General features: G+C 45.1%; 14 protein-coding genes. All 14 read right to left on the minus strand.

Annotated elements, in window-relative coordinates; translation table 11 throughout:
• Positions 1–8 precede the first annotated feature (8 nt).
• Positions 9–1,475 (minus strand): sigma-54 dependent transcriptional regulator, encoded by a 1,467-nt coding sequence (locus L1D22_RS01290; RefSeq protein WP_239828452.1) that lies wholly within the window; start codon positions 1,473–1,475, stop codon positions 9–11.
• Positions 1,476–1,703: 228 nt separating this feature from the next.
• Positions 1,704–2,114, minus strand: coding sequence for a flagellar export chaperone FliS (gene fliS / locus L1D22_RS01295; RefSeq protein ID WP_004736194.1), 411 nt, complete (start codon positions 2,112–2,114; stop codon positions 1,704–1,706).
• Positions 2,115–2,126: 12 nt separating this feature from the next.
• Positions 2,127–2,432 (minus strand): flagellar protein FliT, encoded by a 306-nt coding sequence (locus L1D22_RS01300; RefSeq protein ID WP_132762574.1) that lies wholly within the window; start codon positions 2,430–2,432, stop codon positions 2,127–2,129.
• 3 nt (positions 2,433–2,435) lie between these two features.
• Positions 2,436–4,463: a flagellar filament capping protein FliD gene (gene fliD / locus L1D22_RS01305; protein ID WP_239828453.1), complete on the minus strand. Its 2,028-nt coding sequence runs from the start codon at positions 4,461–4,463 to the stop codon at positions 2,436–2,438.
• A gap of 22 nt (positions 4,464–4,485) precedes the next feature.
• A complete protein-coding gene (gene flaG, locus L1D22_RS01310; protein ID WP_239828454.1) occupies positions 4,486–4,911 on the minus strand; it encodes a flagellar protein FlaG in 426 nt (141 codons plus the stop codon).
• 81 nt (positions 4,912–4,992) lie between these two features.
• The gene (locus L1D22_RS01315) at positions 4,993–6,123 is read right to left on the minus strand and encodes a flagellin (protein WP_239828455.1); all 1,131 of its coding nucleotides are present in this window, start codon (positions 6,121–6,123) and stop codon (positions 4,993–4,995) included.
• Positions 6,124–6,726: 603 nt separating this feature from the next.
• A complete protein-coding gene (locus L1D22_RS01320; protein ID WP_239828456.1) occupies positions 6,727–7,845 on the minus strand; it encodes a flagellin in 1,119 nt (372 codons plus the stop codon).
• A complete protein-coding gene (locus L1D22_RS01325) occupies positions 7,751–7,972 on the minus strand; it encodes a hypothetical protein (RefSeq protein WP_275664977.1) in 222 nt (73 codons plus the stop codon). Before L1D22_RS01325 ends, L1D22_RS01320 begins: the two co-directional genes overlap by 95 nt.
• A gap of 662 nt (positions 7,973–8,634) precedes the next feature.
• Positions 8,635–9,771: a flagellin gene (locus L1D22_RS01330; protein ID WP_239828457.1), complete on the minus strand. Its 1,137-nt coding sequence runs from the start codon at positions 9,769–9,771 to the stop codon at positions 8,635–8,637.
• Between the two features lie 421 nt (positions 9,772–10,192).
• The gene (gene flgL / locus L1D22_RS01335; protein WP_239828458.1) at positions 10,193–11,383 is read right to left on the minus strand and encodes a flagellar hook-associated protein FlgL; all 1,191 of its coding nucleotides are present in this window, start codon (positions 11,381–11,383) and stop codon (positions 10,193–10,195) included.
• Positions 11,384–11,392: 9 nt separating this feature from the next.
• The gene (gene flgK, locus L1D22_RS01340) at positions 11,393–13,273 is read right to left on the minus strand and encodes a flagellar hook-associated protein FlgK (RefSeq protein ID WP_239828459.1); all 1,881 of its coding nucleotides are present in this window, start codon (positions 13,271–13,273) and stop codon (positions 11,393–11,395) included.
• Between the two features lie 210 nt (positions 13,274–13,483).
• Entirely contained in the window at positions 13,484–14,401 is a 918-nt protein-coding gene (flgJ, locus tag L1D22_RS01345; RefSeq protein ID WP_239828460.1) for a flagellar assembly peptidoglycan hydrolase FlgJ, read from the minus strand.
• 10 nt (positions 14,402–14,411) lie between these two features.
• Positions 14,412–15,503 (minus strand): flagellar basal body P-ring protein FlgI, encoded by a 1,092-nt coding sequence (locus L1D22_RS01350; RefSeq protein ID WP_008218243.1) that lies wholly within the window; start codon positions 15,501–15,503, stop codon positions 14,412–14,414.
• A 93-nt stretch (positions 15,504–15,596) separates the two neighbouring features.
• A complete protein-coding gene (gene flgH / locus L1D22_RS01355) occupies positions 15,597–16,373 on the minus strand; it encodes a flagellar basal body L-ring protein FlgH (protein ID WP_176681819.1) in 777 nt (258 codons plus the stop codon).
• Positions 16,374–16,433: the final 60 nt, after the last annotated feature.

Here is a 16,433-nt window from a genome sequence, read left to right on the forward strand (position 1 = left end):
ACTGAGCACTAACGCTGCAAGTTATATTTACGCATTTTTTCAACCAAAGTGGTTCTGCGCATTCCAAGCATGTCAGCCGCACGAGCAACAATACCGCCCTGCGCTTCCAATGCTTGGTTGATCATATTCACTTCCATATCCGCGAGCAGCTCTTTCAGGTTTACCCCTTCTGGTGGTAGCTCTTGAGGTGCATTTGCGTTGTCAGCGATATCATCTTGCTGATCAAAGCTGAAATCTTCTGAGAACAAGTCAGCCAGTGCATCACGCTCTTGTTCTTCTTCGGACACAAAGCTATTAAACTCAGGCTGGAACTCAGGAATATCGCTGTATCGATACTTAGTTGGCAGATGGTTTACATCAACCAAGCTATTTGGATAGAGGATAACCATACGCTCAACTAGGTTCGCTAATTCACGAACGTTACCTGGCCAATAATGCTCCATCAAAGAGTTAATCGCGCGAGGTGTAAAGCAAATAGGCATGCTGCCTTCCGCTTCCATTCGTGTCATTAGCTCTTGAAGCAACAGCGGAATGTCTTCTTTGCGATCTTGCAGCGCCGGCATTTCAATCGGGAATACATTCAAACGGTAATAAAGATCTTCACGGAACGAGTCATCTTCGATCATATCTTCAAGGTTGCGGTGTGTTGCCGCAATCACGCGAACATCAGCTTGAATCGTGCTGTTGCCACCTACACGCTCAAAGCATCGTTCTTGTAAGACGCGTAGCAGCTTAACCTGCATCGCCATTGGCATATCGCCAATTTCATCAAGAAACAGTGTGCCACCTTCAGCCAATTCAAAGCGGCCTTTACGTGCAGTAATCGCACCCGTAAATGCGCCCTTCTCATGGCCGAACAGTTCGCTTTCTAATAAGTCTGGCGGAATTGCGCCACAGTTCACTGGCACGAAAGGCCCTGAACGACGTTTAGAGTGATAGTGAATGTTACGCGCTACGACTTCTTTACCCGTGCCTGATTCACCAAGAATCAGCACATTCGCTTCTGTCGAAGAGACTTGTTCAATTAAGTGACGTACTTCTTGAATGCCAGCACTTTGACCGACTAGGCTGCGAAACAGTGTGTTCTTACGTGCCGAAGAGACAACTTGAACCCCCTTACGGCCTAAGAAGTCTTTACAGTGTCTTAATGCATCACTTAGTTGCGGGTAGTTAAGAGGAAGTTCAAGTTCACCAACAAAGTTAGTGAGCTCGTCAACCGGGTGATTATTTTTGCCAATCACTAATAGTGGGATGTGATTGGCGTGAACAAGCTTTTCATTCAGTAATGCGTTGAAGCCTTTATTTTTAATTGAGCCAATGATGCAGCCGGCCCACTGTTGTGACCAGTCAACCTTGCGCGCTTGTTCAGAGCTGATTACTTCGCAGCTCTCTCCTACAAACTCTAATATTGTGCTTAAATTGTGACGATCTTGAGCGTTATCGTCGACGACAAGCAGTTTTGCCAAACCTTGCATAAGTAGGAATTATTGCCTTTATTTTGGTGCGATGCGGAAAAACAGTGAGCGACATAGTCCGTAAAACAGTGAGAAGTATCAATGATTATGGTCTACGTGGACAAATTTAGGAAATCAGCAACGAAAAAAGCCATTAGGCTATCTAATGGCTTCTATTTTATTTGATTAAAAAAATAAGGCAACCAACCAATTAAGGGATATGAGATTGGTTAAAACTGCAATTTTTCTTTAAATACCTACGTCAGCGGACGTCAAGTTGTGATATTCGTTCGGAATTTGGTCCCAAGCGCTCTTAATTTCACGAATAATATCGATAACATCATCAATAGGCTGTGGGTCATTTTTGTGATTTGCCGCAGAAATTTGCGTGATCATGAACTCATAAAGTTGATCTAGGTTTTTTGCAATATCGCCACCATCGTCCATAGATAGGCAACTACGTAGGCTAATAATGATATCTAGAGCCTTACCAAGTCGCTCACCTTTCACTGGGATGTTACCAGCTTGCATTGCCGCTTTGCCTTGAATCAGACGCTCGATAGCGCCTGCCATTAGCATTTGTACAATTTTATGCGGTGAGGCAGCTGTTAGCTGACTATCCACTGATACCTTTTTATATGCCTGTAAAGAACCGCGCATAGTAAACCTCTTCTATAAAAACTTTTTGTATTGTTGAACTGATTTAGCGCCGTGACGGTATTTGTGTAGGGTTTTACCTACTCGACTCGTCTCAGACTGCATCAATTCGACCAATTTTCTGGTTCTGGTAATGGCTTCAAACCATTCAGAACTTTGCTTAACGTCGGGGTGTGAGTCGATTAATTGAAGCACGTTTTGCAATAACTGTTCTCTGTTATCGACAAGCTGCGTTATTTCTTCAGCATTAATTTCACTAAATTCGAGCTTAGAGATAATTAGTTGATCTAGTTCACAAAGCTCTTGAAGCTGGCTATTCATCGATTAGCCCAACGCATTCATCATACTACCCAGCTGAGATTGCATCTTACTGGTCGCGTCTTGCATAGCTGTAAACTTAGAGTGGGTACGACTCTCCAAGCTATCCATGCGGCGATCGAGCGCGCTTTGGTCATCCGCTAAGCGGTAGTTTTGCTCGACTAAGCTCTTTTCTCTTGTACGAATCGAGCCTGTGATACCTGTGATACCTTGAATCGCGTCTTCGACTTTTTTAGCAAAACCGTTGTTGCCACCGAAGAACTCTCCCAGCTTATCGAAGTTGTTGTTCAGTTGGCGGTCGAGCATGTCGTAGTTGATCTCTAACGAACCTTGTCTTGTGGTCGTGATACCAAACTCGGTCAAAGACTTTAGGTTGTCCGGCGCGCCTTCAATGCTTGATGAGAACACACCTTTTAATCGTGAGTCAGCGTTACGCACGGTACTGTCACCAGACAACGGCCCTTTTTGGCCAGTCGTTGGGTCAACGCCCGCCAAGTTTTTAGACACTTGGTAAAACTGATTGTAAGAATTAACAAAAGCTTCAATGTCTTGGCGAACACTATTACGGTCGTACTCCACACCAATCTCTGCCGGCGGCTTATCTTTGGGGGTTTTTCCTTTTACCGTAATATCGATGCCTTCCACGGCATCTTCAATTACATTGTTGTTACTTGAGAGCTGAGCTACGCCATCCAAGACAACCATTGAATCTTGTCCGGCTTGAACTTCCGTCATACCACTGTAAGTATCAAAAGACTCTTGAGCCTGAGCTAGGTCAGCTTGTGCTTTATCGACCTTTTCTAAAAGCTCACGCTCTTCCGGATCGAGTTTGGCACGCTCAATCTTTTTGGCTTGTTCAGCGGTCAATTCGCCTTTTTGAACTTTCTCTGCCAGCTCTGCTTTTTCTTGTGAGATCTTTTCTTCGATACGAGTTTGTTCAGCCTCAAGCTTCTGCTGGGCTTCTTTTGGCGTCACGTAGGAATCTGTCAATGTACCTGAGGCAGCATTTGACCACCCCGGAACATCGGGGGCTTTCTCTATCGCTTTTTCATCAAGCTCAAGTTCTGGTGTGTAGTAAGAATCAAGAAGCGTACCTGAGGCAGTTTCTGTCCAACCTGGAATATTGTCTTCAGGCATGACAGATTTTGCCGCTTTAGCTGCGTCAAGGGCGGCTTGGCCGTCGGCGGCGGCTTGTTCGCCGTAGCTAAGACTTTGAGAGTCTTCGTCAGCAACGGAGGTAGAATCGGTTTGGGATGCAGGGATGACATTGCCGTCTTCATCGAGTGTTTCACTCGCATTAGGATCATCATTCGAAATCGCGTCATCAACGAGTTGTGCTGCTTTTCCTGCAGGAGTCAGAGCAAGAACGTCTTGAGCGGCAAGGCGAGCTTTCTCTAGCGCTTTAACACGCTCTTCTAGGGTTTTGTATTCGAGTTTTTTGAGAGGGTTGGCAGCATCAGATTCGACATTAATGCTGATCTGCTGATCGGAACCGGACTGGTTCGAGGCAACAATAAGTCGCGGGCCTTCAACATCATTAATAACAGATGCGCGAACGCCTGGGTTGCTATCTGCGCCATTTATGCTGCGAACGATATCGATCAGTTTCGATCTATCGCCAACTTGCACATCAAAGCTGTCATCACCAAGCGAAACCTGCAGCTTACCTGGGCCAAATTTCATGTCTTCTGATAGCACATCAGAAGCCACTTTATGGCTTTGGGCAAGCTGCAACACATCGATGGCATATTTGCCAGCGATCGCTTCGGTAGTCGCGGTTGCAGAGACAAGCGCTTCATCGGTACTTTCCACTGTTCGCACAGCAAAAGCTTTTTCCTGACGAAAGTTTGTCATCAGGTTTTTCATCGAATCAAGGGATTCTCTGAGTCTTCCATAGGCACTAATGCTGGTATCGATTCGCGTTCGTTCATTGTCGATTCGTTGCTGTTTAGGTACACGCTCCGAATCAACAATTTTGCTGACCATGGAATTGATATCCATGCCAGACGAAATCCCCATTGGGCCAAAACTCATTAAACCACCTCAATAATACGACTTAAACCTTCACCTCAAATATCCGACTATTCGAGTTTTGGGCTGCTAGGCGTCTTAGAATTTCAAGCATTTCTTCATCGGGTATTTGGCGAATAATATCACCGGTTGTGGTCTCATAAATGGTCACCACATCCCTACCTGACTCTTCATCAACCTTAAAGGCAACACCCTTATTGAGAGAGGAGATAAATTCGTTTACCTTCTCCACCATTTTGACTCGCTCTTCATCATTAAGCTCTTGTCTATGTTGAGCTAATTGAATCGCCGCTTCGGTAGCTTCCTCTTTCGATTTCTCTACCTTGTCATAAGGTGTTGCTTCTTTCAGTCGTGAAGTGCTCGACGCACTACTACCTTCATCGCTTGCAAGTTTAATGCCATTAGGTGAGCCATAAGGCTGGATGTTCGATGCGTTGGATGATATTTCCATAACACTCTCCCTCCCTCCTTTATGAGCCATACAGTAAAACTCTACCCAGAGTAGAGTTTACCGCTACTTACCGAAGTAAGTTTAGCCCAATAAGCTTAGAGCTGCTGATGGTGACTGTTTTGCTTGAGCTAGGATAGAAGTACTCGCCTGTTGTAGGATTTGAGACTTCGTCATTGCCGTTGTTTCTTTCGCGTAATCGGTATCTTTGATACGGCTCTTAGATGCATTAACGTTTTCGTTGATGTTGTCTAAGTTGCTGATTGCGTGGTCAAAACGATTTTGGAAAGCACCAAGAGATGCACGTTGGCTATCTACAGATTTTAGAGCACCATCAATGATAGATACTGCTTCATTTGCACCTGCAACCGATGTTACGTCGATGTCGTTAACAGTAACGTCTTTACCAGCACCGATACCTAGTTCACCAGCAAGGCTGCCACCGAACTCAACGTCACCTTCAACTTTTTGGCTTGATGCGAAAAGTTGCAGTTTACCGCCTTCGCCTACAGACGCTTTAACGTCTTGGCTTTGACCGTTGATGTAAGTTGCTAGCTCTTCGATGTCGTTACCTTCCTTCGCAGAAATAGACAACTCTTGCGCTTCGCCAAACTTATCGTTGTATTTGATTGTTAGATCAGCACCAGCACCTACACGCCAAGAAGCATCTTTGCCTTCTTCTACGCCATAGCTTTTGCCGCCCATGTCTTTAGTGTCAGTGCGCATGTTCCCCATAGAGAGCATTACTGCTTCACCAGAGTCAGCACCGATTTGGAAAGATTGGCTGCCGTAAGTACCGTTAAGAAGCTTGTTACCACCAAAAGAGGTCGTTTCAGCAATACGGTTAAGTTCTGTGTTTAGAGCAGAGACTTCTTCTTGGATCGCAACACGTTCAGATTTGCTGTTCGAACCGTTTGAAGATTGAAGAGAAAGGTCACGCATACGTTGCAGAATGTTGGTTGACTCATTCATTGCACCTTCAGCTGTCTGTGCAATAGAGATACCGTCATTCGCGTTTTTCACAGCCATATCTAGGCCACGGCTTTGCGACGTTAAGCGGTTAGAGATTTGTAGGCCTGCAGCATCATCTTTTGCGCTATTGATTTTATAGCCAGAAGACAAACGCTCCATTGATTTTTGAGTACCTTCAGCCGCGCTATTTAGGTAGCGCTGAGCCGTCATTGCAGACACATTTGTGCTTACATTAATCGCCATAGTTGATCTCCTTTAGGCATTTTTTAATGTACTTATGTGACTCTCACCTCACACAAATACATGTCAATTTTGTTTATGCACCAGTGTCTCTCTCACCTTACATTGGTACATATCATTTCTCTCAATCCCTTTAACGGCCCCTTAATTAGAAGCTTTAATAAAAAATGCGCTTTTTTTCATATTCTTTTCAACAACAAAGGAAAGTGTGATCGGGCTTCAATTAATAGAGCGACATTCGCTAAAGTTGCCCCATTATTTAAGTTAATGAGCGTGGTGTTGAATATAAAACCCCAAAAGATCCCTGATATCTCGTTCTACTCGATTCTTGGATGACGAAAGACTGCTTCGATGTAGTGAGCGAGGAAATCATCATTTCCCAATTCCCGTCATTCCCTACAGTGAGGAACGAACGTGATAGTGAATCTCGCTTTTTGCCTTTACCACTGTTCCAAATTTTCCACTTCGCCAAATTACAGGCAATAAAAAACCCAGCCGAAGCTGGGTTTGTTTAGCGCTCATCTCTCACCACGAGCTAATTTGTGGAAGCCTAACGTTGACGCTTTGTTTCAACAACGCTTATAGTCAACGTGGCCTTTCAATCGATTAACCTAGTAGGCTAAGTGCCGAGTTCGGTGCTTGCTTCGCTTGAGCAAGAATCGAGCTTGAAGCTTGAGAAAGGATCTGAGACTTAGTCATCTGAGTCGTTTCTTTCGCGAAGTCGGTATCTTTAATACGGCTCTTAGATGCGTTAACGTTCTCGTTAATGTTGTCTAAGTTGCTGATTGCGTGGTCGAAACGGTTTTGGAAAGCACCCAGCTCTGCACGGTGGCTATCTACGTACTTAAGTGCCGCATCGATGATTGCTACAGACTCTTGTGCGCCGCCAACAGACGTTACGTCGATAGTATCAACCGTAACTTCTTTACCCGCTTGAATGCCTAGCTCACCCGCAAGACCACCAGAGAAAGACACATCGCCGCTCACTTTGTTGTTGCCTGTGAACATTTGTAGCTTGCCGTCTTCAGTAACAGACGCTTTAACAGAATCTTGTTGACCGTTGATGTAAGTCGCTAGCTCTTCGATGTCGTCACCCGCTTTTGCGTTGATGTCGATTTCTTGTGCTTGACCAAAGTTGTCAGTGAATGACAATTTTAGGTCGTTAGAGCCCGCTTGAACGTTCCAATCTTTGTCTTTCGCGTTCTCAGTTTGGTAGCTCTTACCACCCATCTGAGCGTTATCAGAGCGCATGTCTTTCAGTTGAAGCATTACCGCTTCACCGTTATCCGCACCGATTTGGAATGACTTAGTACCGTGAGTACCGTTAAGTAGTTTGTTGCCACCAAAAGACGTCGTTTCCGCGATACGGTTTAGCTCGTCGTTCAGTGCTGTTACTTCTTCTTGAATCGCTACACGCTCAGATTTTGAGTTTGAGCCGTTTGAAGATTGTAGAGACAAGTCACGCATACGTTGCAGGATGTTTGTTGTCTCGTTCATTGCACCTTCAGCCGTTTGTGCAATCGAGATACCGTCGTTCGCGTTACGTACAGCAACATCAAGACCACGACTCTGAACGTTCAAACGGTTCGAGATTTGTAGGCCTGCAGCGTCATCTTTTGCGCTGTTGATTTTAGAACCTGAAGCTAGACGCTCCATTGATGTTTGTTGTGCGCTGTTTGCGTTGTTTAGGTAANCGGTTCGAGATTTGTAGGCCTGCAGCGTCATCTTTTGCGCTGTTGATTTTAGAACCTGAAGCTAGACGCTCCATTGATGTTTGTTGTGCGCTGTTTGCGTTGTTTAGGTAACGTTGCGCTGTCATCGCTGAAACGTTTGTATTTACATTCACTGCCATGGTGATTTCTCCAATTGATTTTCCGGTATAGCGGTTTCCGACGTCTCGGAAAACCAAAGTAGTTCTCTCAAAGTTACTTTTAATAACGGCGCGAAATTCAGAAGCTTTAGAAAAACTTTCAAAAAACCAAAAAAAAAATTACTAAATTAATATTTTTCAGACACTTAATAGTTACAGTTTTCTATAACAACTACAGACCTCAATTGATAAAAGATCTCGAACTGTTCAAAAAACAGACTGATCACAGTAGAAATAGGTCAACGTATAAAAATGATCGATCAGCAAAGATCTTCTATGCGGACAGATTTAGTACATTGAGGTCGGCTATTTTCCGCGGTAGCAGATAAAGTTAATTCAAGGTTGAGAACTGGAGTTGAGAAGCGGCCAGACGAACTAAGTAGATAGCGAAGAAACAGAAAGGTAAACGTCAGAAAGGAAAAAGCCCCTTTTCCTTTGAGAGAACCGGGGCTAGTTGGCGCGTCAGAGCCTGTGTGGAGATCATCGAGAAATGAACACATTTCCGACTCGCCGTTGCATTCTTACCGTAAAAATGGATAGCAGGTGAGAGATGAGAGAGCTAAACACCCAATAGTAAGTATGCTTGCCAGTTTCCCTTGCTGCATGGCTCACGTCTGAACACGAGCAGCAAGTTCAACCAATAACTATTGCAATAGTGACATTGCAGAGTTAGGCAATTGTTTTGCTTGAGCAAGTATTGAAGTACCCGCTTGTTGCAGAATTTGTGATTTAGTCATTTGCGTCGTCTCTTTCGCAAAGTCCGTATCTTTGATTCGGCTGTTTGAAGCGTCTACGTTCTCTTGTACGTTTGCCAAGTTATTAATACTGTGGCTTAGACGGTTCTGTTTCGCACCCAAATCAGCACGCTGTGAATCTACGTACTTCATTGCAGAATCAATCACACTGATTGCGTTCTGTGAGCCTGCAACGCTTGTTAGGCTGATATCTTGAACTGATGTAGCACGGCCTTCACTCTTAATACCTAGCTCAGATGCTAGACCACCAGAGATAGACATCGCACCATCTAGATCAGGTTCCGCTACGAATAGCTGTAAACGGCCATCATCGGTAACCGATGCGTTTACTAAATCAGATTGACCATTAATGTAAGTCGCTAGCTCTTCAATATCGTCACCCGCTTTAGTGTTGATATCTAGAACGATGTCTTCACCCGCTTTGGTTTTGAATTCAAACTTAAGATCGCTCGCTGTTGGCGGCACTTGCCAATCTTTATCTTTCGCGTTTTCTGAATCGAACGTAGTACCACCCATACGGTAATCATCTGCACGGATACTTGTCAGAGCCATGATCATCGCTTCACCAGAGTTAGAACCAATCTGGAATGAAGCTTCACCAAACGAACCGTTTAATAGACGACGACCACCAAACGATGTGGTTTCCGCGATACGGTTAAGCTCATCTTGAAGTGCCATTGACTCTTCGTTCAGTGCAGTACGCTCTGCTGGAGAGTTAGTGCCGTTTGACGATTGAATCGCTAGATCACGCATACGTTGTAGGACGTTGGTTGATTCGTTCATCGCGCCTTCAGCGGTTTGAGCAATCGAAATACCGTCGTTAGCATTACGCATTGCGACATCAAGACCACGCGATTGCGCTGTTAAGCGGTTAGAGATTTGCAGACCCGCTGCATCGTCTTTCGCGCTGTTGATCTTATGGCCAGATGACAAACGCTCCATAGAAGTCGCTAAGTCATTAGACGCTTTATTCAGGTAACGCTGCGCTGTCATTGCGGAAACGTTAGTACTTACATTAACTGCCATTTTGCTCTCCTTATGAGTTCGCAAGCTCTCTGCGAAGCGGCCAGCTTTACTCTCATATGGATAAGCACTGACCGTGTATTACTCGATAAACCCTATTCAGGATTTAAGATCTGTATTAATCATTTATAACCAATACAGATACAAGTTGTATGCCAAGTTTAATTTTGTATAAATAATTTTTTAATTAAATAAAAAATCAAAAACTTACACAAAATTAAACGCGATTATGATTATTTGTTCTTTGAGGGTGAAACAACGTATACCCTCCTGATTGCCGTTTTTTGCCGCTATCTTGAAAAACAAAATGTTTCGTACAAAAAAGCGGCAAACATTGGAGTCATTCGCACGTATGGCATAGCACATAAGGCAAAGAATCGACTCCGTGATGAACAGCAGTTCACCATTAAATACCGATTGATCATTAAATATAGTTAAACAAGGTCAGGTCTTTAGTTTTGCCAAACGCTTGTTGTGAAGCTTGGAGCGCTCGAGAGTTTTCATTGAACTCAATGATGGCTTTCGAATAATCCAAGTCTTCAAAGTTGCTTTTCGCTTTCGCCAAAGACAACTTAAAATCTTCATGTTGTTGTTCTTGAATATCCAAGGTACTCAAGCGGGCACCGACATCGGTTCTCGCCTTGGTTAAATGGATAAACGCAGCATGAAACTCTTCTGTTACTTGGTGCAATTTCGCCGTTGCCGATGCATCCGACACAGGGTTTTCTGCCTGTTCTGCCGCCTCTTTGAACGTATCAAAGATAGAGAATGTCTCTCTCGGCTCTAAGGTGATGGAATCACCCTTAGTGATCTGGCCTTTGATTTGAATATTCAGCCCTTCGTAGACAATGCCTGTCGATGGATCAAAATCTTCTGCCGCAACCACTGCGCCGTCTTTTTCAAGCTGATAAGCAAACTTACCCGTCTGCATGTCGACAAAAGTCACTTTATAAGTAGACCCATCTTCATCGCTGTTGGTCGCACGCCCGAGCAATAACTCAGACGCAGGTTCAAGCTCATATTGAGGTTCGTAATCACCGAACGGGTTGTCTATTTCCATAAACATCTTGCTGCCAGGATCATTCATCGCCATTTCAAAGCTGCTTGCCACACGCATCTTGCGTTGGTAGTCATCACCTTGATAGGTCACATTCCCTTCGTTATCTCGAAAGAAAGGCTGATTCTTCGGCTTAGTGCCCGCGAATGTATAGTTGCCCGACTCATCTTGAGAATTGGCCAAGTGTAGGAAGTTATTCGCTAGCTCTTGGATCTCACGCTTTTTCGCTAAACGGTCTTCAGGGGAAAGCGCACCGTTGATCATTTCCATCACGGTTCGCTTTGCTTCATCAGCAAAGCCTTCAGTGTTTGAGACTAATACCTCATGATGCTCAAGACGGTTTCTGACCAAAGTAATCGCATCAACATATTGCTTAAGCTGCTCTGATTGTTGACCGATGTTTTGCAAATAGTGCGTCGCTAACGGGTCATCACTCGGCGACTGCAGCTTCTTACCAGAAGCGAGTTGCGCTTGGTTGTGATGCACCTTGTTCTCTTGGCGGCGCAAGTCATTTTGTACTGACTGATAGTTGTGGAAGCTAGAAATACGATTCAACATTTATACTTCCTACCTCAGAGCCAAAATAGTATTAAAGGTGTCATTGGCTGCTTGCATGATGCGTGAAGAAGCCATGTACGCTTGCTGAAATTTCATCATATTTGCCGCTTCTTCATCGAGGTTAACCCCCGAGATCGAAGCAATACGTTCTTGAGCTGACTGCTTTTCTAGCGTTGCGATATCACTCAAGCGATTTGCCGTTGAAGACTTCAAGCCCATATTGGTATTCAAGTTATGGTAAAGGTCTAGAATCGTAGACTCACCATCGTTCAAGATCTTGCCCGTTTGAAGATCTTGCAGCTTACGTAAGTTGCCATTGTCACCTTCTGATGGGACAAGGTTTGCCGTAAATTTGTCGTTTGCCAACGCGCCTGCCGTTAACTCGAAGGTCGTGCCGTTAATCGTCACCGGCCCTTGTGGCGGATACGGTTGAGGCTGCATTAAGATATTGCCTTTTGGATCCGTCACAGCAAACTGCTCGCCCTTTGGTGACACAATCACTTCAAACTCACGCAGTTGGCCTGCCTCTAGGATTTTGAAGCCAGCGGTACCTTTGGCAAACGTTGTGGATGCTTCATAGCTTTGTGCAGCAATGTCTTTCGGATCTGTGGTTTCCATGTGAATCTGCGCGGCAAAATTACGCGTCGGACGCAGTAACAGCTTTTCACCAAGTTCAGGCGGATTACGAATTTCGACGCGCATACCATCAAGATAAAACGCGTTGCCACTCGAATCGGTCGTCACCTTAACGGTTTCGCCATTCGGCTTAGTCACGACATAATCACTGCCGTCATACTTAAGGCCGTATTCGCCACCTTTTAAGGCAGAGGTGTCATCGATATATACCGCAACATCGGCTTTTGACTGCCCACTAGCCGTAACACGAGATTTTGCCACCAGTTCTGAGTTCACATCGGTAAACAGGTCCTTACCCACGTTGCCGTTGAGATCCAAACCTTGCTCTTGAAGACTATTTACCTTGTACGAAAACGCCGTCGCCAAACGACCAAGCTCATCCATAATTGCTGGAATATGCTCGTCTCGCATGTCTAACATGGCACCGATTTTTCCGTCGATATCACTGCTGGTGATCGGTTTTAAAGACTTTCCTTCAACAATCGCCAAGCGACGCTGATGCGCATCGGGCAAGCCATCAACCATTTTCAGTTGGCTTGCTTCACTACCTGAAACCAAGGTGTGGCCATTGCCGATATGGACGTTAAATCCTTCGGCATTTGAGCGCGGCGTTACCGTTACTTTGGTGTAACCAGAAAGCTCATTAATCAGCTTTTCGTGCTGATCTCGCAGGTCGTTATGTGGCCCAGGAGTTCGCATCATTAAGCGTTGTACGTCACGGATCTCGTAAGCCAGTTGGTTAACTCGCTCGATACCCATGTCTAATTTTTTGTTCGTAGAATCAGACTGTTGGCGAACCGTTTCATGAAACTCATTCAACGTTTTACTTAATAGCCCAGCCTTTTCTAATACAACCTTTCGCGCACCAACATCATTCGGTGTATCGGCCAGTGTTTTAACCGAATCAAACCACTCGTTGAGGTTTTCAGGGATCTTCTTCGAAGCCACCGATGACAACATGCTCGACAGCATATCTAGGTTCGCTTCGGTATCACCTTTGTTGGCGGCATTGGTTGTCGATAGGTTAAGTTCATTGACGGCAAATTGATCCCAAGAGCGGCGAACATTTTCCACATGCACACCCATGCCGTAGGTTTGACCACCGTACTGGCGCGGGTCATTTACACCTTGAATCACAGATTGGCGGCTATAGCCCTCTGTGTTGGCGTTAGAAATGTTATGACCTGTGGTGTTTAGCTGTCTCTGAGCGGTAAGAACACTTTGTGCCCCTACATTCAGAAGATCCGACGCCATAATGCCCCCAAAAAACTTAACAAAATCAGGATGAACTGATTAACTACCAGTTTAAAAAGCAATATATGTGCCAATAGGGATAGATAAGAACTAAAGGACAATAATTTATTGAAGTGTAAGGAGATAACTTTGGGTAACGCGGCAGAGTTTGAGGTGATGGATAAGAAAAGAGCCTGCCAATGGCAAGCTCTCAATGTTCATTAAAGGTGATTAGTTCATCTCATCAATCTTGGCTTTAACGCGCAATACCTTATCAGCATAGTTAGGGTCAGTTGCGTAACCCGCTTGGTGAATACCTTTGATGAAATTCTCTGAGTTACCCTGGTGCTGCAATGCCGTTTCGTATCTTGGGTTTTCGTTCAAGAACTTCACATAGTCATTAAAGCTGTCTTCAAAGTTTGAGTAAGAACGGAAAGACGCCGACTCTTTAACAGCTGTTTTACCATGGAACTCAAGAGTTTGAGTCGCGACCTTATCGCCCTTCCAGCTTCTGTCCGCTTTGATGTTGAATAGGTTATTACTGTTACCTAGTGAGTTCTTAACCATTTTAGAACCCCAACCTGTCTCAAGTGCCGCTTGCGCCAATAGTAGAGATGAATCCACACCAAGCGCGCTTGCTGCTTTTTCAGCATAAGGCTTCATTGAGGTAACAAACGACTCTGGAGAATCGAAAGAGATGGGTTGTTTTACCGCTGACACAGATTGTACTTCAGATGCTCTATCTTCTGAGCGACCTGAGTATTGAGGTCTTTGCAGTGAAGTATCAAAGCCTTCATTACGAACCTTATCCTCTGTCGCGTCGCTTGCTTGGCCCGCGCTTAACTGCGCGACAATCATATCCGCAAGACCTAACGAACCTGAAGCACTCAGCTCACTCGCCATTTGGTCATCTTGCATCTGACGATAGAACTGTTCGTTCTGGCTGTTCAACATGTCTGACTTGAAGCTTGAGTTCGCATCACGCATCGACTTAAACAACATCGAAGTAAAAATCGATTCAAACTGTTTTGCCGCAGCGGTCAATGCTTCTTTTTCGCTGCCCTCTTCACCATTTACCGCCTGTTGACGAAGACGGTCAAGGCTGCCGATATCGTGAATAAAGCCGATGTCATTGTTATTCTTAATCATGCTTTATTCCTTAGATAATGATCAATTGGCCTTCAATCGCACCCGCTTGTTTCAGTGCTTGAAGGATTGCCATTAAATCAGAAGGCGCTGCGCCTACTTCGTTGACTGCGCGAACCAAATCATCCAGCGTTAAGCCCGGTTCAAACTTGAACATCTTGCCATCAGCTTCCGTTACTTCGATATCTGAATCAGGAACGACTACCGTTTGACCACCTGAAAATGCATTCGGCTGGCTTACATTGAGGTTTTCTTTGATAGCAACCGTCATACCACCGTGCGTTACCGCTGCCGCTTTTAGGCGAACGTGCTTGCCAACCACAATCGTACCTGTACGAGAGTTGACGATGATTTTTGCAGAGCCTTCAGCAGGGTCGAACTCGATGTTTTCGATAGCCGACAAGAATGCCACACGCTGGCTGATTTCACGCGGTGCACGAACTTTTACTGAAGTTGCGTCGACCGCTGAAGCCATTTGTGGACCTAGGAAATTATTAACCGCATCAGCCATACGCTGAGCCGTTGTGAAATCTGATTGGATTAGGTTGAAGGTGATGTAGTCACCACGACCGAATGGCGTTGGGATCTCTTGTTCAACCGTTGCACCGCTAGAGATGATGCCAACGTTGGGGTTGTTACCGACAATCTTAGAACCGTCGTTACCTTGTGCACTAAAACCACTTACCACCAAGTTACCTTGCGCTACCGCATACACTTGGCCATCAAGACCTTTTAGGAAGGTTTGTAGCAGCGTACCACCACGTAAGCTTTTTGCCGAACCGATAGAAGATACGGTTACGTCAACTTCCTGACCTTGCTTGGAGAAGGCTGGCAGTTCAGCAGTCACAATAACAGCCGCGACGTTTTTGGTTTTTGGTTTAGTGCCGGGCGGCAATTGGATGCCAAAATTTTGCAGCATTGCGTTAAATGTTTGATCGGTAAAGGGAGTTGTCTCACCAGTACCCGGCAAGCCTGTGACCAAACCATAACCGACAAGTTGGTTACTACGAACACCCGCCACTTTTGCCACGTCTTTAATACGCGCAGCATGAGCACTGGTGGCAAGAAATAGCATGCCGAATAGTACGAGTGTCAGTTTTTTCATTGAGTAACCTGTCTGTATTGCTTTAATTTATAATGAGTTAGCTTGAAATTAGATAATTACGAGAAAGTCAGTAAGCCGACACTCTCTCAAGCTCTACAGAGATACATTAAAGAATCGTGCCAAGAATCCAGGCTCTTGCATATCTTTTTGCACGCCAGTACCAGAGTATTGAATTCGTGCGTTAGAAACACGGTTTGAAGCGATGGTGTTTTCGAAGTCAATATCATCAGGACGGATGGTGCCGCTTAGGCGGATATACTCATCACCCGTGTTCAGTGTCATCCACTTTTCGCCACGAACCACTAGGTTACCATTGGCTAAGACTTCGATAACTTCAACGGTAATGTAGCCGCTGATGCTGTTACTTTGGTTGGCTGACGCATCACCCGCAAAGGTATTGGTGTTGCTCAGGTCATAAGAGAAGTTGTACTTGTCGATCGTCAGCTCTTGGCCGCCAACAGCTAGAGGCTCCATCGATGCATCGTTCGACTTAGACATGTCAGCATTAGCTTTTTTGGTCGCTCGAGTGTTCTCATCCAGCGCTACGGTAATAATGTCACCGATACCACGCGGTTTTGAGTCATCGTACATGCTGCCAATATGGTTAATATTAAACAGTGAGCCTGTTGCCGCTGCGTAATGCTCTGGTTTTTCTTTTGGATTGATTGGCGCCCATGCTGGGTCACCAGCAATAGGATCGGTTCTACCACGAAGCGTGTCGATAATGCCAGAGCTTTCTTCTGCCGACTTATCGCCTTCTACCGCATCAACCACTGTGGTCGCGTTCTCTTGCGCTGGTGTCTCAATTGGCTCCAATACAGAACAGCCAGTCATAGACAAAAACAGGGCTAAACAAAAAATACGTTTCATGGCGATATACTCTCAACAAGTCGTTGTAAATAGTAGACAGTGGCAAACACGTCGATTAAT

The sequence above is a fragment of the Vibrio sp. Isolate34 genome (assembly GCF_022397915.1).
Lineage (GTDB): Bacteria > Pseudomonadota > Gammaproteobacteria > Enterobacterales > Vibrionaceae > Vibrio.